The organism is Vibrio maerlii, assembly GCF_003415655.1.
Classification (GTDB): domain Bacteria; phylum Pseudomonadota; class Gammaproteobacteria; order Enterobacterales; family Vibrionaceae; genus Vibrio; species Vibrio maerlii.
The window spans coordinates 305,518-328,210 of the sequence record NZ_QRHC01000006.1 but is presented as its reverse complement, the minus strand read 5'-3'; the positions used below and the strand labels follow the sequence as shown (position 1 = coordinate 328,210).

Sequence of the window (22,693 nt, the reverse complement as noted above, 5' to 3'; positions counted from 1 at the left end):
GGACGTTATGCCTTTAGTTCGACTGATCTACGTAAGTACCCTATCAAAAGAATGTGATCCAGCCGCGTTACAAGACATCTTAGACAAATCTCACGAACACAACAAAGAAAGTAAAATCACCGGTCTTCTTAGCCACAATGAAGACTACTTCATGCAGTGTCTAGAGGGCTCGCGAGAAGCCGTCAACAATACTTATAATTACATCGTCAACGATTGACGACACAGTAACGTCACCATCGTTTACTACAAATAAATTCACTCGAGACAGTTTGGGGATTGGTCAATGGGCGATGTACCACAATCTCACTTAACTTCATTGTTGAACCTACAATTCTCTGGCTCTGATGAATTCAAACCCTATGACCTATCGGGTGAAAGTGCCTACTTGATGCTAAGAGAGCTCAAACAACACTTACCGTCAGAATAAGTTACTTAGATCGAACCCCAAGTAAGATCGTACATTCAGCGATACCGGTAGAAAGAAAGCTCGAACAAAGAAAACCATAATCTGAAATGTGGTTCTGCAACGCTTTGTTCGACTTTTCATATTCTTCTAGATCGGTTCCACCGTGAGCCAGATAAACACCCCCAATGACCTCTCCCAACTCTTGCTCTTTAAGAAAGCAAAGCGCTTCACGTTTGCTGTTAAATGCCAGTAAATGATCAGAACTTTGATTAAGATTTCGAATATCCGCTATATCTATATTGTTAGGCATTTCTTTAGAAAAAAGCTTGTTGGCTAAGTTCACCACAACATCATGAATTGCTGTTGTATCGTGATATGGACTATCAAAAACAACCAGTTCGATACCCTGGGTTTCACACACGTTAGTTAAGTTACGAATGTACTTAGACCCTATACCTGACAGAAACCAAGCATCGTAATCCAGCTCAGAAAATTTGGTTGACGGAAGGTCGTCTAGGCTAATCAAATGTCCAAAATCGGTTGTGTGTAAATCTGGTAGGGAGATTGCGAGTTTTAACTCATCCACATTCTCATCAGTCGGTTCAAACATTGTTTTTCCTACTTTGGTTGTCCAAGAATAAACTTAAATTTTTCGGGATAAAAAACTGACATGCCGGTCGATTGGCGAGCGTTGGTTGCTCCCATGCCCCACATAGGTCCTTTTGATTGTCTTTTGTTCGCGTAAATTGCTTACACTGCCCACAACGATCCATGCTCTGCCCTGCTCAATGTTGATTATGACATTCCAACATACCCATCTGGCGAGGCTATGTGTTTGATCCAGCTCTGTATATGTGGCTATTGTTGGAAATATTCATGGGAAATATAGGTGCAAGCATACAGTGCGATGTCGGCTATGCTAATTTGCTCTCCAACCAAAAAAGCGTCTTAGAAAGCTGATTTTCCATAAGACTTAATGCTCCCAAAATCAGGTGTATGAAAAAGCCAACAACTCAACCTAACACTATTCGCCTCGAATGATCTCTGCCCTATAGCATTCAGCGTTTTCGTCATACACAAACTGAAGCTCGTTCTTGATGGTTTCTAGCTTGTCCCCAGCATAATGCGAGACGTAGAGCAGTTGGCTCAGATTGTCTCTCGCGATGAGTTCTAGGGCGTTTTTGACCAAACGACGACCAAGGTAATCAAGACCTTGATAAGGCTCATCAAGGATAAGTAATGTAGGTTGTTTAACGATGGCACGAGCAATAAGGAGCAACCGTTGCTGACCATAATCAAGCTGTCTGAATGAGGTACGGGCATATTCACTCATATGGAGTATTTGCAGCCATTCCATTGCTATTTGTTGTTCTCGTTTACTTGGTTGTGTATACAGGCCAATTGAGTCATAAAAACCAGATAAAATAACTTCAAGCGCACTACAACTGACTCGATACTGAAGATGAAGTGCTGATGAAACCATACCTATGTTTTGTTTGATTTCCCAAATGGTTTCGCCGCTACCACGCTTGTTTCCAAAGATATAAATATCATTGGAATAGCACTGCGGATGATCACCAAATATCAAACCAAGTAAGGTACTTTTTCCACATCCATTCGGCCCCTTTAGCTGCCAATGCTCACCTTGATTAATTCGCCAATCAACACCCAAGAATATAGTTTTCTCCGTGTACGCGACTTTGCCTGCTTTGATTTGAAAGATTGGATCTGGAAACTGACTTGAATGTTGATGACTCTGAACCAGTCTCAGTACTTCCTCACTTTGCTTGCGCGACTGAGACTTAATCTGCTTAATAACTGGGTGACTCTCCCACTCTTCCTTTTGCATAAAGGAGTCAAGAGCACCATGATTGAACAATGCGATTTGGGTAATCCAATCTGGAAGGTCTTCTTCACGATTGAATGTCACTAGCATCTGCAGCGTGTTGGATAATTGCTTAAGGTAGCGAGCAAGAGAAGCTCTGTGTTCAACATCTAAACCGACGAACGGGTTATCTAATACAAGCAAAGCTGGTTTTGTCGCAAGCGCTCTTGCTAACATCACGCGACGTGTCTCTCCAGTTGAGAGTACTCGAAATCCACTTCCTGCAAGGTGGGTTAGATCGAGGTCATAAAGTAATTTCGCCGTTAGCGCTTCGTCTTTGCATTGCAGATAGATGAGCGATTCCACATCTGTTCCAGTATCTATGCGGTCAAGGAAATCTGTATCATCATTCGCTAGCTCTTCTTCTAACAGCCTTTGCTGCTCAGCAAGAGAGACCTGAGCAATATTTGGATTGCTAATCCAACAAGCCTCTGCCGAAACCTTATATTCACCACACAACAGATCACCGAGCATAGACCCAATATCGCCATCGGTGCTAAATACTCCCCAAGATTGGTTATCTTCTATCTGCCATTCTGGAATCGACAGAGTATGTAACCCGTTCTCAATTTTAAGCTGACTAATTTTGATCTGCATGTATACCTTCCCTTGGTATTCTAATCTTCTAAACAATCTTCATTTGAAGGTAACGGGGGCTTAGATTTCATTCGCTAAATAGCGCTAATCGTTCCCTGTTTATCACATAGTATGTAACACCATACCGTCATTACGCAGGTTGATAATCAAACACTATAATATCTTCGAGGATAGGTCGGAAAACACCTTTCAAAGCGTCGTGCTCAGGATGCGGTAGATAGTTTGCTCTTCCAGATTCATCGGCGAACGTCATCAGAACTGAATGGGTATATCCTTGATTCTTACCTTCAGGGCTATTGTTTGCTCCCCACTCTACTCCCACCACTCCGTCAACTTTGTTTGTCATTGATGTGAAAAGCGCCATAAGTTCTTCGATTTGAGTATTGCTAGTATCTTGTTTGAATTTGATGAGCAAGATATGTCTTATCACGTTAATTCCTTATTCAGTGAGGCTGTCGGCAAGTCTTCGTTTTGTCTATTGTGCGCTAAAATACAGCCCCGATGCCTATGCACCGATCTCATATTCTCAAATCGACTCTGTAAATCTCGGACAGACAGCAAAACTCACAAAAACCTGACTGCATTAGCATTCACACTCCATTTCATACTGATATCCTACTGTCGTTACGTAATTTTTTGAGGTTGGAACATGCATTTAAAACACTGGGGTATCGTCACTTTGGCTATGCTACTTTCAGCGTGTTCAACCTATCCTGCATTACATTCCAATAGCGATAATAATGAACTTGTGGTCGTCATCCACGGCTTGACGAAAAGTGGGCGTTCAATGAACACATTAAGCCAAGGACTTATCGAATCAGGATATAACACTTGCGTTCTCGATTATGACACTGTTGGGGTTACGTTAAATAGGATGCTCCAAGAGACAGACAATCAAATTGAACAATGCATTGATGGAGCGGGCAAGATTCACTTTGTAGGTCACTCTTTGGGCGGTTTGGTGATTCGTCACTACCTAGGCAACCATCATCAGCTGCAACAACAAGAGCGCTTAGGTCGTACTGTGATGCTTGGAACACCAAACCATGGAAGTGATGTAGCCGACCATTATCAAGATCGATTCTGGGCGAACTGGTTTGGCGAAGTGCCGCCCGCCTTAGTCTCTTCAGAAAATGGACTATCTCAGACATTACCAACACCAGACTTTGAGTTTGGGGTAATTGCGGGAACGAAAGGTTACAGCATTACTAAAAGCATGTTTGAACAACCAAATGACGGCTTAGTTAGTGTTGAGTCGACAAAGCTGGCTAATATGTACGACTTCAAAAAAGTTGAAGTGGTACACCATAAACTAAAAGATGACCCTCAGGTCATCTCTTTAGTTGCCTACTTCTTAGAGAATGGGCAATTTTATTAACTGGATTAACAGCAATCTCTCGCGTTAAGAGATTACTTCTTCATCATCTTAGCCAAGTCAGCGAACGGATTATAAGTTGCGCTTTCATGTTCATCCTCACCAGGTTTTACCTCTGAGCCGTAACGCTCATGATCGAGATATTTGCTATGCTCATGATCGTGGCAGTACAAGCATAGTAGTTCCCAGTTGCTACCGTCTTCAGGGTTATTGGTATGATCGTGATCTTTGTGGTGAACCGTCAGTTCACGCAGGTTCGAGTAAACAAACTCTCGAGCACAGTTACCACACACCCACGGATAAAGCTTAAGTGCTTTTTCTCGGTAACCTGCTTCGTTACGTGCATACGCGGCGCTAGTGCCATAAAAATCTGACGACATCTTTTCGTTCCATTAATGATTGGTTATGCAAGCACTCTAACACAAGCTAGGAAATGAAAAAGTGATTGAGGTTAAGTCCTGTCTTACCCTAAACCAACTCCATGGCTTCAAATTGAGTTAAGACTTTGCTTTACCGGCAAAAGCAACGACTGACACTGCAAGTAGAATGAGTCCAGTCGCGACATAATCTCTTGTCTCGATCACCTCTCCCATAACCAATCCACCAATAGCCAGCGCTATAACGGGAGGGATGTACGTTACTGATGAGGCAGTCAAAGCCCCTAAATTCTCGATGATGAAGTAATAACATAGATAAGCCATTCCGGTACCTAATAAACCCAAACCAAAGATTGTGGCCGCCGAAGGCAATATGGATTCCGTAATAGCACCGATTCCCTCAAAATCAGTAACAAAGAACAGAATAATGAGTCCTGCCCCTAACTGATAAGTGGTGAGTGCGAGTGACGATAGCTTCAAAGGACTAATAAATCGTTTTGCATAAACGAAAGAAAAACCGACACTCATTGCCCCCATCACCATATAGCTCGCACCTAATGTCGTTTCAGAATCTACATTGGCACTAAATGGCCTTGCCAGAATTAAAATACCGATAAAACCCAATGCCGAGCCTATCAACTTCCATTTGGTAATTGCTTCTTCTGTCAGAAACAAAGCCGCCGCAATAATTGAAAATAGAGGTATTGCACCACTGATTGCTCCCGCTATTCCAGATGACAGTAACGATGTTCCTTTAGCAAAGCCAAAGTAATAAACCACGGTAGCTAACAAGCCCATAGTTAGAAAGTGATGGCCATGCTTAAGGTGAGATAAACTGAGCGTCTTTTTAGCACATGCAAAGAATGCGATTGGTACAAAGCCAAATAACACTCGCCAAAAAACGATCTGCATCGGTGTTATGTAGTCTGAGGCGAGCTTCATGAAGACGAAGTTACTGCCCCAAACCATCCCTACAAAGGCAAACGCAACCCAAGCAATAGTATTTTTAGAAAACGACATAGTGAGAATGAGTGAAAGAAGACATAGCAATAGTTTGGCAACACCCCTCCCTCATGTAAAATGATATCTAATAAAGTCAGATATCAATTTTCATAATCACTCAAGATCATCAAAGTCGGTTAGTTACTATGGATTTCAAGAAGCTTCGAACCTTTCAATGTGCAGCACAAACACTCAATTTTAGCGAGGCCTCTAACCTACTCGGTTATGTCCAGTCTGCTGTAACGAATCAGATTAAAGCGTTAGAAAACGAGCTTAATACCCAACTATTTGAAAGAAACGGTCGGGGTGTGGCGTTAACAAACTCAGGTGAGCAGCTACTTCATTACACTCAAAAACTATTCGCTATGCGTGATGAAGCCAGAGCGGTTGTGAGCCAATCCGAAGTTATTAGCCCGATCCGAATCGGTGGACATGAAACCATCATCACTTATTATTTGCCTCACTTGCTCAAAGCTTATTCATCGCTTCATCCAAACGTGCGTTTCTTGGTACAGCCAACGCCTGTAGTAAACCTCAAGAATGACGTCCTTTCTGATTCCATAGACGTCGCTTTTATCTTAGAAAAACCTTTTCATCGACAAGGTCTTCATGTTCATACTTATCAAACCGAAGATATTGTCGTTGTTTGCGCTCCGACCCATTCTTTAGCAAATCAAGACCAAATCCACATAGAACAGTTGGCTAACGAGCATCTGTTGTTGACGGAAAAAGGTTGTTGTTATCGCCATCAACTTGAACATCAACTGATCAAAGCCGGTGTTTTGAACTCCTCCAATATCAGTGAGTTCATCAGCATAGAAACCATCAAGCAATGTGCGAAGCTGGATATGGGCATTGCTGCGCTTAGTGCTACGTCGGTACAAGAGGAACTTAATAGCGGTGAACTGATAGCATTGGACATCGTTAATGTGCACCTAAGTTCTAATACCCACTGCGTATACAGTCTGCAAAATGAATGGAACCCACAAGTAAAATCCTTCATTGAGTTCTGCACTCAATATCAATTCAACTAAGCAAAATGGGTATCTTTAAACTGATAGAATTATTTTACATTTAAAGTCGGATAAAGCGTGAGCAAGTGAGCGTTGGGAGCCCTTTATTGTTGTTGAGTTGTGCTACCCTTACGACAACTCAACAACGAGATAATAACGACAATGAAAATTTTCAGTAACTTTGAGAGTGGCAACATTCAGGTTGTCTCTGTGGACTCACGCCAAGACATCCAACTGACGATACCTGCCGATAATCAGACTGACATCGCACAATGGTTTCACTTTCGCTTAGAGAGTGAGGCCCAACAATCTCATCACTTTACCATCAATGATCTTGCTAAATCTGCCTATCCAGAAGGCTGGGTAGATTATGATGTTGTCGCTTCTTATGATCGTGAAGAGTGGTTCCGTATTCCTGCTGAGTTTGACGGTGACAAATTAACGTTCGATATCATTCCTGAACATGAGTCGATGTATTTTGCATACTTTGCTCCGTACTCATACGATCGCCATCTAGATTTGCTGCACAGTGCACAAACTCATCCTGCTTGTAAACTCGAAACCCTTGGCCATACCCTGGACAACAATGACATGAGTCTGTTGACAATTGGTGAACCAAGCCCTGAAAAGAAAAATATCTGGATTATTGGTCGCCAACACCCTGGTGAAACCATGGCTGAATGGTTCATTGAGGGTCTATTGCAGCGCTTATTGGATGAAACAGATACCGTTGGTCGAGCCCTACTCGACAAGGTTGTTATCCGTATCGTACCTAATATGAACCCAGATGGCAGTATTCGAGGTCACCTACGCACTAATGGCATTGGCGTGAACCTCAATCGTGAATGGCAAACACCATCAATGGATCGCAGTCCTGAAGTTTTTCTGGTGCGTGAACGCATGTTAGCAACTGGTGTTGACATGTTCCTGGATATTCATGGTGATGAAGCCATTCCATATAACTTTGTCGCGGGTGGTGAAGGTATTCCATCTTACAGTGAACGCATCAAGAATCTTGAAGATCACTTCAAACAAGCCTTACTAACTATCACACCTGAATTTCAGGACGAGGTTGGTTACGACAAAGATGAGCCAGGAAAAGCGAACCTGACTGTCGGTTCCAATTGGGTTGGTGAGCAGTTTAAGTGCTTGTCTTACACCGTTGAGATGCCATTTAAGGATCATATTAGCCAAGCTGATGAACTCTATGGGTGGTCGCCAGACCGCAGCGCCGCATTTGGCCACGATACCCTCGCAGCTGTTTGGGCTACGGTTGATAAACTGTAATAATCTTTATCGATAACAACTGTAATAAATAACCTCAGCTCGGGATAATTGAAGCCATTCAGTACAGCTTCTTAAGCGCCTAACTTCGTTAAAATCAACACAATAGGCAAGCTATTGACTTATGATTTTGCCTTGTTTTGCATCATAATTAACTGCACTGACTGATGAGTTAAACTATGTTTATGAAAATATTAGCTTTTTAGACTTTCTTATCCCGAGCTGAGATTAAATAGTAAAAACGGCCACTTTGTTTTGACAAAGTGGCCGTTTTAGCCAATCTCTATACTCAATCCAACGGCGAGTATTGCTTTTATACCCAAGCCGTTTTCTGTTGATTTAGGTAGTGGTCAACCCCTGCATCTGTCATCTGAATCGATACGCCATCGTATTCAACATAAGACTGTTGGAAGCAGTACAGGGTCAACTTCTTCACATCGTTATTAATTCCGGTGCTTAACTTTTTTTGCAGCTTACTAAAGTTGATAGATCCAGCAGGTGAATGCATGACCTCGTGTAAAACAGATAGAGCTTCAAAGCCAATGGTAGATTCTTTGTTCGATGATAATTTTTGAGCCATTTTTCTTAATATTCTGACGTTCTTGAACGTTTGTTGTGTAGTTTTACGAGCTCAGACAACTGATTTGCTTTTAGCGCTCGCATAGCCGCTTATCTTTTACAGTACGACCAATTATGCGGTATGAGAAACTCTCATACCCATTTGGGATTATAATCAAAAACACACCAATTGCGAGATATAGATCACACCAATTAGCAGCATAGCAAAATCAACATTGAGACATTTATCACAACTATCAATCCATTTACACAATCAATTGCGAGAATACATGGGATAACTCTTTTTGTTTTAACATTGGTCGTAGCGTCATGAGAGTCATTCCATCAGCGAATAATCACAAACAGCTCTCTTTAATAAGGTAGCTTATCGGGTTCGATACCAATGTAATCTGGCTCGATAACGTTGGTAAATTGAAACGCATGGATATGGGTATGACCAAGTAGCATTGCTTTACATACCCTATGCATACCGTCCATTACCCTTCCTTCGCTGCACAGCAAGATTGGATAGGATAAATCAGCTTCATTGATTAACTTGGTATGTTCAGCGATATTTCGGCATGTCGGCAAAGCACCACCCAACTCATACCAAAACTCCTCATCAAGTTCGTTGATGTCAGTAATTTGGACCCTTATTGCCTTTAAACCAGTAGAGAGTTTGATCAATCGAAAAACATCCCACGCTAACAGTCCTTGCTCCGATTGACGGAAATGATATTGCTGTCTCATAGACCCTCTTCGTTAAGTTGAAAACCTGCTTAAATTTGATTGTATGTTAAATCGATAGTCTGAGTAACCTATCCTACACTAATGAAATAAGGTCAAAGTGTAAGGATAAATATCGATATATGAAGCAGTTACCTCACCGTTATCTATCTATCAACTTCGTCTTGGCTATTGTATACATCGCTTATCTATATCTTATTGTCGATCATTTCAAGCATGCTTCATTGCAAGCTATTGCGCTCATTTCATGTATTGCCTTAGCATGGCTTGGCTTACTCTTACTTGTTCGATCAAGCCCCCGAAAAAAACTCATCGCGACATCGCTCATCATGTCTGCTCTGATTCTGAAAGGTTATAACGATTTCGTTGCAAATGGAGCTGAATACGAAACTTGGGGCTTTTTAGCTGCTGCTGGGGTTTTGCTAACTGCACCTAAGCTATTCAGAGTCATAAAGTGGCTCTTCGCATTCTTGCTGATTATTCTGCTCACTACGCTTTGGTTGGGTTCAGAGTTCTATGGCACGGTGGATAAGTCACTCGTATTCGCTATGCTGCAAACCAATTCACAAGAAGCAGGTGAATACCTATCATTTCTGTTCGATGTTAAAGCTATCGGCATAGTATTAATTGTATTCTTTCTGGTTGGCTTGTGGCTTCGTTACTCAACAATTGAAGTACTAAAAAGCGAACGTATGCCGATACTGTACGCAATCATACTAGTGATAGTTATCTTACAACTAGGCCAACCAACCACATTCTTGGGATTGAAAAACGTTCAGGGGTATATTGCACAATATCACTACGAGCTTGAGCAACTCAAAACGGTGATAGAAAAACGTAGGTCGACTGTTCAAGAATTTAAGGCAAATAAAACCACTACAGGTAGTCTGCATTTAATGATCATTGGTGAATCGCTATCCCGATTTCATATGCAAAGCTATGGCTACAGAAGAAACACCACGCCGTGGATAAGTTCTAGCCAACCTATTCAATTTTCCCGAGCTTTTTCTAATCATACGCACACCATGGAAGTGCTCTCCCTTGCATTGACCCAAAGTAATCAATACAACGGTAGAAGCTATTACAACAGCCCATCACTCATTGATGTGATGAACAAGTCCGGCTTTCAAACCGCATGGATCAGTAATCAAATCTCTGCTGGCGAATGGGATAATCTAGTATCTGCGCTTGCTCATGAAAGCGATTATGTCAGGTTCATCAATACTAATGTGGGTAAGTCTGACGATACCCGTAAGCTAGATGATGCTTTACTCGATGAGTTGCAGCTCTATTTAAAAAACCAAGACCTGTCCAAAGACCACTTTATTGTGCTGCACATGATGGGAAGCCACATCAACTACTGTCATCGAACCAAAGGTATCGCTCCATCCCTAATCAGTATTCCAGATTATATTTATGCCAGCAAACACAATGATTGCTACGACGAAACCGTCGTATTTGCAGACTCCATATTAAAACAAGCCTACGAGATTGCATCACAAACACCGAACTTTTCTACCATGACTTTCTTATCCGACCATGGCGAAGAGGTATTCAACAAACTTGGGCACGACGCGAGCAAGTTCACGTTGGAGATGGCTGAAATCCCTTTATTGATTTGGACAGATGAAGATTACAACAACGAAAAGCGACAATTGCTAAGCTCCAATAGAAATAGAGTCTTCACCAATGATCTCTTGTTTGATCTAATGCTCAACATCACTGAGATTGAAACCGACCTCGCAAACAACAACTTTGACCTCACCTCTCCCAGTTACTCGGTCGATATCAATAATGCTCAAACTTTACATCAGCAAATTAGTATTCGTAAAGAACCTACCGCCATTGCCAGAAAGAACCTCTCGGTTGTAAGTAATTCGATCGCACAAGCTATCCAGACGGTAGGTGCTATGGATGAAGCCCATCAGCAAGGGTTTAAACACATTGCTGTAGACATGGCGCTAGACAAAGTCGAGGGTGAGATCCTTATTCAAAACCAAGCCGGAATGACGTTGGATATGTTTCTAAGCTATGAGAACCAAAACTTCGAATCAATTTGGCTCAACTTTGACAAGTTGCAACCCAATCAGTTAGAACCGCTTCTAAGTACACTCGAACGACTTGATGATCGATACCACTTAAGGAACCGAGTAAAAATCGTCTGCGTAACGCCTCAAACTTCTGTTCTTCAGGAGCATGGCTGGGACATCGTTTATAGAATCATCCAAGATAAACTACCTACTGAACCAACTCCTGACTGGCTCGCTAGTATGTACCAAGAATTACTGCAGGAGAACGTATCTACAATCTCCGTTACCTCTCGCTTGATGCCCTATGTAGAGGAGTATCTTATGGACTCGGTAATCGTTCCATTAGGCCTGCGACTTAACGTTCATACCGATCTCAATATTCAAGATGAGGAGTTACTCGTTAAGTTGTCAAAAGATGGATTAGACGACGCTGCTATCAACGCTATCTTTATCTCTAACCCTTCGCGTTTTGAATAGAAAAGGCACCTTCGAGGTGCCTTTTTACATTGCGCTACATTGTTTGCCTATTAGTCATCAAACAATAGGTTGACTGCGATGCCCAATAAAACCAGACCACCAATAGGAAGAAGAACCGCTTGCGGCGCCCTCTCGATATATGGGAGGTTCTCAGCAATCAACAACCCCCATTCTGGTGATGGTGGCTTCACACCAAGTCCGATGAAACTTAATGAAGTTAAACTTAATGTAATCACGGGTAGACGAAGCAGAGCATGCCTAAACAGTGGTGGAAGAATATAAGGTAAGGTGTAATGCCTTAATATGCGCCATTGGCTCGTTCCCCATGTTGGTGCTAAATGGGTTGATGGTTGTGCTTTTGCTTCACGCAACAAACTTGCACAGTGAGCAGCAAGTGGCGCCCATGACACCAATACTATCGAAATTAACGCACTGTTCGGGTTCATGTTAGTTAAGCCAGCGACCAACAAGCCCGCAATAATGTATGGAACGCCTTTGGTAATCTCGATCAACCCTTGAGTGTAACGGGTGAAGAAGCCCATAAACATACCAACCACTAACGCAAGTGCAGTAGCGAATATACCGGTATGGACTGTAGATAACATGCCTGTTCCAACACGAGCCAATAGATCACGGCCTATCGCATCAGAGCCAAACGGCGCTGCCAGGCTGGGACCTTCCAAACGCATAAATTGACTACTCAACGGATCTCTAAACAATGCCCAAATGGCGCAACCCGCCAACAAACCGAAGATTGAGATACTCGCAAATCGTTTTGCTCGACTCTTTGTAAAGCTGAATGTTGAATGGGAGCTGATCAGTTTACCGCTGGTAAGCGCGTTACCAAGGATTAACTTCTCAACAAACAAACTCAAGCTACTTATCAAAATAGAGAAGGTAAACAATGCTAATAATCCACCCTGCAATATAGGGAGATCTTGTGATTTAACTGCACCCAACAACAAACGACCTAAACCAGGTATTGAGAAGATCATCTCAACGGCGACAGCGCCACCCGTTAGGCCTATCAGGATCATCGCAATCTGTGAAATCAGATTACTCACCGCCCTTCGCAGTGCAAAGCGAACGATTTGGAAAGTACTGACATTGGCACTTAGCCAAGTGATAACCCAAGGCTCATTCAGCACTCGTTTCATGCTGTCATTGAGCAAACGGCTAAACAGCCCACTTGCAGGTAGCGCCAGTGCAATACTTGGCATCCAGATATTGATGCTGCTAGTCCACCCGTATGGTGGAAATAAACCCAGCCAAATTGACAGTGTCAGTATTAATATGGAAGCAATGACGTATTCTGGTAGTGCAACCAACACAGAACTCAGAGCATTATGGTGAAGGTTGAGTTTACCTTTGACCCAACGTCTGATGGTGTACACAACACTGATAAAACATAGAACAGCAGAAATACCAATCGTACTTGCCATAAGCAGTAACGACGTTTTGGTTGTCTTAACAACACTGTCTAGGACTGGCGTGTTATCAATCCATGAGCGACCTAAATCACCTTGTATCGCGCCAACAAACCAATCCCACAGGCGCTGGGTAGCACTTCGATCTAGCTGTAATTCATCTCGTACCGCTTGTAATGCTTCTGGGGTCAACAGTTGCTGTTGCCCCGCACGCGCTCGTATGATGGATTGAGCTGGGTCGATACCTGCAATATCTGGCATCAACCCAACTAAAATCACGACTGCTATCAAAGATAGCAGTCGTGATAACCATGGAAGCAGTGCATTAAAGCTTACTCGCAGATTAACTGCTGAGTGCATTTAACTTACTTCACCTCTGTAAATTGAGTCACTAGGCGACGTTCACGTGGGTCACGTTCTACCTTGCTTACTGACTTAGTTTCACCCTGAATTACACGCTCATGCAGTAATGGAATCGCTGCGTATTGGTTAAGAATCTTGCTCTCTGCCGCAATGATTGCTTCATTACGCTGTGGACCTAGTGGTTGAAGATCAGCGTGATCCAGTGCGTTATCCACCTCTTCAGCACAGAATAGACCCAAGTTAAATGAACCATCACAGCTGAAATCACTTTGCATGTACGCAACCGGGTCGCCTGAATCGAGTACTGTAGCACGAGATAGAATGAACGCATCAAACTTACCCGCCAATGCGTCATTTTCGATTTGAGCATATTCGCGAATATCGAGTTCAACGGTGAATCCAGCAGCTTCCAGTTGCTGTTTTAGAAGTGCCGCTACTTCTGGTAATTCCGCACGGTCAGTAAAAGTACCGATAGTGATCTTTTCACCGTTTGCTTTAAGGCCTTCTTCTAAGGTCGGCATTGCAGTACGTAATGGTTGAGCCCACGCGAGTGCTGGACCAAGCAGGCCTTGTGCAATATCAGCGTGGTTTTCGTAAACCATTTTAACGATTTGCTCACGGTCAACCGCTGCCGCCGCCACTTTACGCATTTCAATATTGCTAAACACATCTGATGTGTTGTTTAGGTAAAGCGTATTGGTTCGTGGCATAGCCACTTCAGTAAGAAGCTCTTGGTCAATCATCGCAATTTGTGAGACTGGCACCGCTTCGACAACATCAGCCTCACCAGTACGGAGTGCCGCTGCACGAGCCATACCGTTTGGTACGTATTCCGCAATCACGGTTTCTACTTGTGCTTTCTCACCCCAGTAACCATCAAAGCGCTCTAGCTTGGCGCTGGTTGTACCGTTGATCTCAGTAAGAACGAATGGACCTGTACCTGCACGAGTTGGAACCACTCTCCCGTCTTCTAGGTATGCACTTTTCGCGAGAATCGCTAGCTGAGGGCTTGATAAACGGCTCGGTAAAAGTGGATCTGCAAATGATGTTTTGATCTCAACTGTGCTTTCGTTTAATGCTTTTACTTGCCACTCGATACCATCAAGAATACGTGGCTTTGGTGCTGCATTCTGTGCACGGTCAATCGAGTTAACCACTGTTTCTACAGTAAGATCTGAGCCGTCATGAAACTTCACATCTGGACGAATAGTAAATTGCCAAGTTAAGTCATCAACTTGCTCCCACTTCGTTGCAAGCATCGGCTCTGCCACAGATTCTGGACTTAAGTTGATTAATGTTTCTGCAGTACTCCAGCGAGATAGCTTGAATGCATCGTCTGATAGTGGAGATAGACCTGTACGTGGCGGTTGCATCATTGCAAGGCGAATCTCAGATTTCGCTGCTTGTTCAGCAACCGGGGCTGCTGATGTTTTTGGCTCAGAATCAAAACAGCCAGTCAATGGAAGTGCAACAGCGAGAGAAAGTGCAATCTTAAGAGGGCTAAAACGCATGATAATAAAATCTCTTAGGGTCGTTAGTTTAAAATAAAATTAGTTCACGGATATCAAGTGTGCATCGAGTAATGCGCGACTTGTTGGATGAGCAGGGGCAGACATAATCTTGTCGACAGAGTCGTACTCTGCGACTTGCCCCTTATCAAGTACCATCACCTCATCACACAAAGCATTAGCAGCAGATAAATCATGAGTCACCAAGATGAGGCGCATCTGGTGTTGTTTCTGTAGTCGTGACAATAAATCCAGAACTTGCTTGCGGCTAATTGGGTCCAAGCTACTGGTTGGCTCATCCGCCACCAGCACGCAGGGCTCGACAACGATGGCACGAGCAATAGCAACACGCTGGGCTTGCCCCACAGACAAGCTGGTTGGCTTCACATCCAATAACTTCTTGTCTAACCCCACCTCTTCAAGCGCTTGAACAATCTTGTGCTCTTGGTTAGTTGTTAGGCCAAGATTATTCAATGGCTCTAGCAAGATCTGCTTTACCGTATAGTAAGGATTCAGGGTTGCTTGTGGCTCTTGAGGGATAAGCTGGATGTGTTTACACAAGTGCTGACGTTGTTTCACTGTCGACGTCGAAAGCGCTTCACCACAGATGTAGACCTCCCCTGACGTCGGTTGACGTAGCCCGAATAACAGCTCAATAAGTGTCGACTTGCCCGCACCCGATGGGCCAACAATTGCAAGGTTTTGCGTCTCGACATTGAGGCTCAGTTGATCGATCGCTTTAAATGCCTTGCCGCCAAGCCAACGTGGTCTTGAGAAATACTCCACGCTTACGTTGTTAAAATGCACTTGGGCTGAGTTTAAATGGTCATGTTTATGCATCAAAATTCTCCCAGCAGCTCGAGCATTTGTTGGCAGAAAGGATGATCGCTCTGTTTGATGGCTTCCACAGGAGAGCCGTACGCAACCATTTGGTTATCGGCAATCACTAAGATCTTGTCACAAGCCATCGCTGCAGGCAGATCATGAGTAATTAATAGGCCGCCAATCATACGAGAATGAATACTTTCTCTAAAAATAGATAAGATTTCTTGTTCTGTGATTGGATCAAGTGCGCTGGTGGGCTCATCGGCAATAAGAACATTTGCATCCCCCAACAAAGCGATAGCGATACAGATACGTTGACGCTGGCCACCAGATAACTGACTTGGGTTAAGCTTAAGAATAGACTCTGGCTCCGAGAAACCCAGTTGGCTTAATAGTGAAGTGACTTCTGATCGACTCTTTGAGTCTAATCGAGTCTTTGTCTTGGTGCGAGCTAGAGCGAGTTGCTGACCGACTGTTGCGAGTGGATTCAGTGCCTTCAATGCATCTTGAAAGATAACTGCAGGGCGCTGCTCAGACTCACGACGCAACATTTCTAAACCGCTTACTTCTATTCCATTCAATAAGATAGAACCATCAGAGCTAATGTCTTCAGGGAGAAAACCTGCGACAGCTTTGGAAAGCATAGATTTACCAATGCCAGATGGCCCCATAACGGCGATAACTTCACCGGCATAAAGATCAAAGTTAATATCGCTGAATAAAGTGCGTTTATGGTCTTGGAGAGACAGTTGATTAACGGTAAGAAGAGGTAGTTCAGTCACAATAGCTAGCTTGTTATGTTATAACATTACGAATGTTAACATAGGCAAACATGGCTATTCAACGTTAATTGTACTGTATCAATAAATCGATTTAGTTATATCAGATAAGACGTACACTACTCGCTTTTTTGAACGATGAGATAAGTGTGTAGTTCAGGATGTTGATCGTACTCAAGATGTTTAATTTGGCAGCCGAGAGAGATTAACAATTGGACAAAACCGTTTGTTCCTAGTGAAGAGTAATACACATTAACCCCCATGAAGTCATCAATGTGCTCCCCAGGCTCATCCGTCCCACCAAAAGAGAAAATAAATACTCCTCCTGGATTCAATGATTCAACAATCTTCGTGATCACCGATTTTTGCTGCTTTAAGGGGATATGCCAAATACTGTCCCAAGCTGTAATGAAATCATATTGAGTGGATAGCGGGTAGCTACAGATATCTGAATGAACAAAGTCAACATTTGGGTGCCGTTGCTTCGCAAGCTCAAGCTTTTTGAACGACACGTCTAAACCAGTAGGCAGAAAGCCTTGAGCTCTTAGTAAATCTATAAAGCGCCCTGTGCAACCACAGCCAATATCTAAAGCACGTGTTCCATTTTGGACAAACTCGAGCGCTTTATTGTGTGCAGCGATTCCGTTGTTCATATTAAAATTGCCACTGGACCAAAGGTGCGTAATTTGATCGTAAGCCTTGCCTATCTCAGAGGGTGTCATCCTTGTATCCCCTTACCTTTGATTTACCTAGTGATTATGCTTCAACGCACTTTTGCTTTACTTGCCCAATGAATGGGAACAAGAAGACGAATCGCCCAACATAGAACAAAGTAAAGCCCAGCCACAGACCGTGATTACCGAATATTGGAACAGCAATAAATAAGGTGATCAAAAACAGAGCCAGGGTACAGGCTGTTGAATTACGAACTGGACGTGTGGTTCCTGTGCCAGTAAAGATACCGTAGAAGGTTAAGCCGTAGCCAGACACTAATGGGAACACCAATAGCCATATCGACATATCATGATAAATTGCCAATAACTCTGGAAGCGCAGTGAACACCAACACAATTTGAGATTTAAACAACACAGTTAGAATCGTCAAAACAACAACAAAGCCAGTGGTCCAAATGGTCGTCAGTCTTAGAACATTGTTTAACAGCGTAGGATTCTTTTGGCCGACCGCTTTACCCGCAAACACACTGGAAGCGTTGGCAACACCATCAAACATGTAGCTCACGATAAAGGTCACTTGCATCAGAATCGCGTTAGCAGCCAGTACATCAGAGCCTAATTGTGAACCAACACGAGCCATCATATTAAAGAAAGTCAATAGACAAACAGTACGCAGCAAAAGGTCCATATTAGAAGAGACAATCACTTTCAGATCACTGTTGCTCATCTTAGCCTCAGATAAGTAATCAGTTAGCGAGAAATGACAGGTTCTGACCACCAGCAGCGCACCAATCACAAATGTTGAAATTTGTGCAATTAAGGTCGCGTATGCAACACCAGCAATTCCAAGGTCGAGGTACAGCACAAAAATGACATCTAATACAATATTAAGAACATTACCAAACACCTGAGTGTATAACGTCTCTTTCGCTTTCGCCTGCCCCATCAACCAGCCAATTAAGGTATAGTTCAGCAGTACAAACGGTGCACCGAAAATCATGATATCAAAGTAGATTTTCGCATTACTGCCTACCACATCTTCAGGTTCGATGATGAACAGTGCTCCTTGCCATATCAATGATTGTAAGAGAATAAATACCAGACCGACACTCATTGCCAAGATAGCAGGTTGAAATAAGCTGCGTGCCATTTCATTACGATCGTTCTTACCCAGTGCAATGGCACTTTGACCCGTGGTACTCACGCGGAAAAAGCCAAACAACCAGTACAAGGTGTTCATGATCACCGTACCAATTGCTACACCGCCTATAAGTTCAGCGACACCGAGCTTACCAATAACCGCAGTATCAACCGCACCGAGCAATGGCTGAGTTACCGTAGAAACAATAAAAGGAAATGCGATTTTGAAATAGTCTTTATGAGTCAGGTTCATTTTTGTTTGTATCAATGTACTGGCAGCAGGTGCCTGAGTAGTCGGGAGAAATTGTAGTGATATTAATTATCATTACGAAATTGCGAATCATATCTTACTCGCAAAATTCCTCAAGCAATTTGATCGCCATCATTTCAATGCACTATTCCAAGCAACAGCAAGTCCTAAAAACACCAAGCCCAAGTATTAATTGGGCTTGGTTAGGGTAAACTACACTCAAATCTTAAAGATATTTCTCGATAGGCAGAAATTGAAGCAAGCGAGATTGCAGTTGCTCCCAACGCCCTACCTCAGGCTCGCTATCCCAGGTTTCATCCTGAGAGTGCCAATAGACGGTGCCATCTTCTAGCTCTAAACGCCAACTATTGTCATCTTCCATCGCTTCTTCGAACACATCAACAAGTTGATCAGCGATTTCTTCACTCTCAAACACCAAAATAGATTCGGTATTTAGATAGGTTGAACGCAAATTAAAGTTAAACGACCCAATCGCAACATATCTTTGGTCAAAAACCGCTGACTTGGCATGCAAACCATATGGCAAGGTTGGTGCGCATTTAGCGTCGTCTCGAGTCGAGCGATTACACAATCTGGTTTCGGGTTTAAGCTCAAACAACTGAATCCCGTGCTCAAGCATATCCTGACGTCGCCCTGCATAACCCGAATGGTTTGTTACCAAGTCATTCGACGCCATTGAGTTAGTAAGAGCCTTCATCTCTACGCCCTCACCCACTCGTCCTTGAATAAAATCGAGCTGAGTATCATCAAGGACCATATAAGCAGACTCAAGAATGATCTCTTCATTCGCTTTGCTTGCTAGCTCACCCAACAAAATTGCCGTCGCCTTTGGCTCATCAACGTTCTTTGTATCTTCGGGGACAGGGTGATCTGACACATACAAGGCATCTACCAGCTCCATATTTGAAAGCTCACGCTTCAAGTACTTCAGTGATTGCACTTCGCCTACCGGTAGTGGTGGGTAGTTTAAATATTCAGGTACAGAGATGCTTGCATACTCACTCAATGATGCCGCTTCACTGCCTAACAGTTCTACAGGATAAGACCAGCTGCTGTCCCAGTAATCTAGATAGCTTAATTGAATGTCTGAAACTACTTCTCCCGTGATTAGTGCATCGCGGTCACGGAAGTTAATCTCCTCTGAGAGGTCGAAATATTCATCACCAATATTACGTCCACCAACCACAGAGAAGACCCCATCAACGGTAAACGATTTATTGTGCATTCTTCGGTTCAAGCGTGAAAAGTCACCCAGTACATTGAGCCACTTCGCGACTCCACTCCGTGTTGGGATGGGGTTATAGATACGAATACGGATATTAGGATGAGAATCTAAGGCAATGAGTAGGTCTTCCCGCTCATTAAGATTGATATCATCAAGGAGTAATCTAACTTTAACGCCTCGGTCAGCAGCGGCGACTAGGCGGCTTACCATGTAAGCACCTGATTTATCAGAATTCCAGATGTAGTACTGAATATCAATCGACTGCTCTGCAGCATCAATCAATGCGAGTCGCTGAGCAAGTGCATCCCAACCTTTTTCTTGTATCAACACCGCACTTTTGTTTTGTGCATACACCTGCGGTTTTTGCGTGTTGACTAGTTCAGATAAGCGGCTATCAGAAACGTATTCTTGAGCAACTGTTGTGTGTTCCATTTGTTCAGGTAGGGAGCTACATCCTGCCAAAACGAGTAAAGATAAGAGAGCAGCAGGTACGCGGCGTGACTTATACATCAATGAATTATCCTTGTCTTTCGTTAGGTTCTGTTGACCCTAATTAATACTAGCTTAGTATTGTTTTGGCCAAATCACTTCAGGCCATAGTGTTCCATCTTGATCACGAAACACCTTAATTGTTATTAAAGCAGCATATGGAATGCTCAAACGCTGTAGGTATTTAGCATCGCGCGGCATGTCTAAAACATGGCGCATCACCTGTTTGATTACTCCCGCATGAGTCACTGCAAGAACGTGCTTTCCTTGGTACTGAGTCAGCAACAGTTCCCAACAAAGCAATACTCGCGCATCGAAATCAACTAGGGGCTCAGCCTCTGGTGGTGTCGTGCCCCACGGGTCATTCCAAAAATCAGTTACAAGCTGTTGGTTTTCTTTCCACACTTGCTGTTTCTCTTGACCGTCCCAATCGCCAAAATTGAGCTCTATAAGGCCTTTATTTTCAACATAGGGAATGACTCTATCGGCAGAAAAATGGCGAGCGAACTGAGCACAGCGCTGCAATGGAGAGCAAACGACGATATCAACCTCATTCAAATCAGAAACCGCTCGCGACATTTGTTCAAGGCCAGTATTGGTGAGCGCAAAATCGGTATGCCCACGAAAACAGCTTTCGCCATCTGGTAGGCCATGTCTTAACAAAGTAATGGTTGTGGTTGTCATAATTAAAACGTTTACCCGTTATATCGCTTAGCCATTATGGAACTGTTTCAACTCTGGCCAGAGTTTGGTTAGGTCAAGATGTTCTTCAATGGCGTCGGCTACACGATTAATCCCTTGCTCTCGTATTGCATCAAAATCAACGCCTTGGGCGTCTTGCAATCCAGCCCAACGAAGAATACTGCTACATGCGTCGGGAGATTCAAAAATACCATGCAGGTAGGTACCAAACACTTGATTGTCAATACCCATCGAGCCATCTGCCCCACTATCTAGTTGAACAGGAGCATTAGATTGAACACCCATAGTCACACCAGCATGGATCTCGTAACCAAACACTTCCACCTCGTTTTGATTCGGTAGTTGTAAGGTACCCTTACTCTGTTTTAGCTGCTTGTTGGATTTCAGCTCTGTGGTTAATGGCAAGTAACCTAAACCCTGACTTTCGCCAGCTTCACCTTCTATGCCTAATGGATCAGTAATCAACTCACCAAGCATTTGATAGCCACCACAGATCCCCATCACTTTCCCACCAAAACGAATGTGGCGTTCAATCTGTTTATCCCAACCCTGCTCTCGTAAATACGCAAGGTCACTGCGGACACTTTTCGAACCCGGTAAGATGATCAAATCCGCTGGCGGTAGAGCTTGGTCTTTTCCTACAAAAACCAGATCGACATTAGGATGCATTCTTAGAGGGTCAAAATCTGTATGGTTGCTGATTCGGGTTAATACAGGCACAACAACCTTAAGTTGCTGCTCATTTTTATCTTCCATTGAAGAGATTAACTGGCTGCTGTTGATTGCATCTTCTGCCTCCAACATGAGGCCATGAAGATATGGGAGGACACCTACAACAGGTTTCCCTGTTTTGTCCTCTAACCAATCTAAACCGCTTTCAAGTAGTTTAATATCACCACGGAAGCGGTTGATCACAAAGCCTACGACACGATCCTGCTCTGATTGGCTAAGAAGCTCTAAGGTTCCATAAAGGTGAGCAAATACACCGCCTCGATCAATGTCAGCAATGATGATGACAGGGATATCCGCTTCTTCAGCAAACCCCATGTTGGCAATATCATTTTCTCTGAGATTGATTTCCGCCGGGCTGCCCGCTCCTTCAATCATCACAGATTGGTACTCTTGCTGAAGTCGTTCAAAAGACTCCATCACATACGGCAACATTTTCGGCTTAAAGTCATGATAGCCCTGAGCATCCATATCTTTCAGTGCTTTTCCATGCACTATGATTTGCGCCCCGATATCCGTATTTGGCTTAATGAGAACAGGATTCATGTCCGTGGTGGGCTCAACACCACAAGCGTATGCCTGTACAGCTTGGGCACGACCAATTTCACCACCATCGGCAGTCACCGCACTGTTTAACGCCATATTCTGAGGTTTAAAAGGGGCAACTTTGAGGCCTTTACGAGCAAGGACACGACACAGGCCAGCAACTAGGACACTTTTTCCTGCGTCCGATGTCGTTCCTTGAACCATCAAAGCTTGAGAAGTGGTTTGCATTGTTTCTCCGATAAATTTTCTGTTGAGCTGATATTG

General features: G+C 43.4%; 21 protein-coding genes and 1 pseudogene. 5 read left to right on the top strand and 17 right to left on the bottom strand.

Annotated features, from left to right (window positions below; translation table 11 throughout):
* Nucleotides 1–7: 7 nt before the first annotated feature.
* Nucleotides 8–427: pseudogene (locus DPF91_RS12880) on the top strand (BLUF domain-containing protein).
* A 1-nt stretch (nt 428) separates the two neighbouring features.
* On the opposite strand, the gene DPF91_RS12875 reads toward DPF91_RS12880, so the two are convergent.
* The 4 genes from DPF91_RS12875 to DPF91_RS12865 all read right to left on the bottom strand — a co-directional run bounded on the left by DPF91_RS12875 (nt 429) and on the right by DPF91_RS12865 (nt 3,318).
* Complete coding sequence (locus DPF91_RS12875) at nt 429–1,016, bottom strand: hypothetical protein (protein WP_117234828.1); 588 nt, start codon at nt 1,014–1,016, stop codon at nt 429–431.
* Between the two features lie 248 nt (nt 1,017–1,264).
* Nucleotides 1,265–1,345, bottom strand: coding sequence for a hypothetical protein (locus tag DPF91_RS22405; RefSeq protein WP_420855604.1), 81 nt, complete (start codon nt 1,343–1,345; stop codon nt 1,265–1,267).
* Nucleotides 1,346–1,430: 85 nt separating this feature from the next.
* Nucleotides 1,431–2,888 (bottom strand): ATP-binding cassette domain-containing protein, encoded by a 1,458-nt coding sequence (locus DPF91_RS12870; protein ID WP_117234827.1) that lies wholly within the window; start codon nt 2,886–2,888, stop codon nt 1,431–1,433.
* A gap of 130 nt (nt 2,889–3,018) precedes the next feature.
* Nucleotides 3,019–3,318 (bottom strand): Dabb family protein, encoded by a 300-nt coding sequence (locus DPF91_RS12865; RefSeq protein ID WP_117234826.1) that lies wholly within the window; start codon nt 3,316–3,318, stop codon nt 3,019–3,021.
* 219 nt (nt 3,319–3,537) lie between these two features.
* Between DPF91_RS12865 and DPF91_RS12860 the strand changes: the two genes are divergently transcribed.
* Nucleotides 3,538–4,266, top strand: a complete 729-nt coding sequence (locus DPF91_RS12860; RefSeq protein ID WP_117234825.1) for an alpha/beta fold hydrolase — start codon at nt 3,538–3,540, stop codon at nt 4,264–4,266.
* 32 nt (nt 4,267–4,298) lie between these two features.
* Here DPF91_RS12860 and DPF91_RS12855 read toward each other — a convergent pair whose 3' ends face one another.
* Nucleotides 4,299–4,643 carry a YajD family HNH nuclease gene (locus tag DPF91_RS12855; RefSeq protein ID WP_117234824.1) on the bottom strand — a complete coding sequence of 115 codons (345 nt, stop codon included), beginning with the start codon at nt 4,641–4,643 and terminating at the stop codon, nt 4,299–4,301.
* A 117-nt stretch (nt 4,644–4,760) separates the two neighbouring features.
* Complete coding sequence (locus DPF91_RS12850; protein WP_117234879.1) at nt 4,761–5,660, bottom strand: DMT family transporter; 900 nt, start codon at nt 5,658–5,660, stop codon at nt 4,761–4,763.
* Between the two features lie 128 nt (nt 5,661–5,788).
* On the opposite strand from DPF91_RS12850, the gene DPF91_RS12845 reads away from it, so the two are divergent.
* Both DPF91_RS12845 and DPF91_RS12840 read left to right on the top strand, forming a co-directional pair.
* Nucleotides 5,789–6,676: a LysR family transcriptional regulator gene (locus tag DPF91_RS12845; protein WP_117234823.1), complete on the top strand. Its 888-nt coding sequence runs from the start codon at nt 5,789–5,791 to the stop codon at nt 6,674–6,676.
* Between the two features lie 141 nt (nt 6,677–6,817).
* Nucleotides 6,818–7,942 (top strand): M14 family metallopeptidase, encoded by a 1,125-nt coding sequence (locus DPF91_RS12840; protein ID WP_117234822.1) that lies wholly within the window; start codon nt 6,818–6,820, stop codon nt 7,940–7,942.
* Nucleotides 7,943–8,252: 310 nt separating this feature from the next.
* Here the strand turns inward: DPF91_RS12840 and DPF91_RS12835 are convergent, their stop codons facing one another.
* Nucleotides 8,253–8,519, bottom strand: coding sequence for a hypothetical protein (locus DPF91_RS12835; RefSeq protein WP_117234821.1), 267 nt, complete (start codon nt 8,517–8,519; stop codon nt 8,253–8,255).
* A 350-nt stretch (nt 8,520–8,869) separates the two neighbouring features.
* Nucleotides 8,870–9,247, bottom strand: coding sequence for a hypothetical protein (locus DPF91_RS12830; RefSeq protein WP_117234820.1), 378 nt, complete (start codon nt 9,245–9,247; stop codon nt 8,870–8,872).
* A gap of 119 nt (nt 9,248–9,366) precedes the next feature.
* On the opposite strand from DPF91_RS12830, the gene DPF91_RS12825 reads away from it, so the two are divergent.
* Nucleotides 9,367–11,751 carry a phosphoethanolamine transferase gene (locus DPF91_RS12825; RefSeq protein ID WP_117234819.1) on the top strand — a complete coding sequence of 795 codons (2,385 nt, stop codon included), beginning with the start codon at nt 9,367–9,369 and terminating at the stop codon, nt 11,749–11,751.
* A 50-nt stretch (nt 11,752–11,801) separates the two neighbouring features.
* On the opposite strand, the gene DPF91_RS12820 is transcribed toward DPF91_RS12825, so the two are convergent.
* The 9 genes from DPF91_RS12820 to DPF91_RS12780 all read right to left on the bottom strand — a co-directional run bounded on the left by DPF91_RS12820 (nt 11,802) and on the right by DPF91_RS12780 (nt 22,657).
* Nucleotides 11,802–13,538 (bottom strand): ABC transporter permease subunit, encoded by a 1,737-nt coding sequence (locus DPF91_RS12820; RefSeq protein WP_117234818.1) that lies wholly within the window; start codon nt 13,536–13,538, stop codon nt 11,802–11,804.
* Nucleotides 13,539–13,543: 5 nt separating this feature from the next.
* The gene (locus DPF91_RS12815) at nt 13,544–15,052 is read right to left on the bottom strand and encodes an ABC transporter substrate-binding protein (protein ID WP_117234817.1); all 1,509 of its coding nucleotides are present in this window, start codon (nt 15,050–15,052) and stop codon (nt 13,544–13,546) included.
* Nucleotides 15,053–15,091: 39 nt separating this feature from the next.
* Complete coding sequence (locus DPF91_RS12810; protein WP_117234816.1) at nt 15,092–15,889, bottom strand: ABC transporter ATP-binding protein; 798 nt, start codon at nt 15,887–15,889, stop codon at nt 15,092–15,094.
* On the bottom strand, nt 15,889–16,659 hold the full coding sequence (locus tag DPF91_RS12805) for an ATP-binding cassette domain-containing protein (RefSeq protein ID WP_420855603.1): 771 nt from the start codon (nt 16,657–16,659) through the stop codon (nt 15,889–15,891). The genes DPF91_RS12810 and DPF91_RS12805 overlap by 1 nt, the downstream gene beginning before the upstream one ends.
* Nucleotides 16,660–16,772: 113 nt before the next feature.
* Nucleotides 16,773–17,375: a class I SAM-dependent methyltransferase gene (locus DPF91_RS12800; RefSeq protein WP_117234814.1), complete on the bottom strand. Its 603-nt coding sequence runs from the start codon at nt 17,373–17,375 to the stop codon at nt 16,773–16,775.
* A gap of 34 nt (nt 17,376–17,409) precedes the next feature.
* A complete protein-coding gene (locus DPF91_RS12795) occupies nt 17,410–18,720 on the bottom strand; it encodes an MATE family efflux transporter (protein WP_117234813.1) in 1,311 nt (436 codons plus the stop codon).
* Nucleotides 18,721–18,943: 223 nt separating this feature from the next.
* Nucleotides 18,944–20,473 (bottom strand): phospholipase D family protein, encoded by a 1,530-nt coding sequence (locus tag DPF91_RS12790; RefSeq protein WP_117234812.1) that lies wholly within the window; start codon nt 20,471–20,473, stop codon nt 18,944–18,946.
* Between the two features lie 54 nt (nt 20,474–20,527).
* Nucleotides 20,528–21,136: a histidine phosphatase family protein gene (locus DPF91_RS12785; RefSeq protein ID WP_117234811.1), complete on the bottom strand. Its 609-nt coding sequence runs from the start codon at nt 21,134–21,136 to the stop codon at nt 20,528–20,530.
* Between the two features lie 27 nt (nt 21,137–21,163).
* Complete coding sequence (locus tag DPF91_RS12780; RefSeq protein ID WP_117234810.1) at nt 21,164–22,657, bottom strand: cobyric acid synthase; 1,494 nt, start codon at nt 22,655–22,657, stop codon at nt 21,164–21,166.
* Between the last annotated feature and the right edge of the window lie 36 nt (nt 22,658–22,693).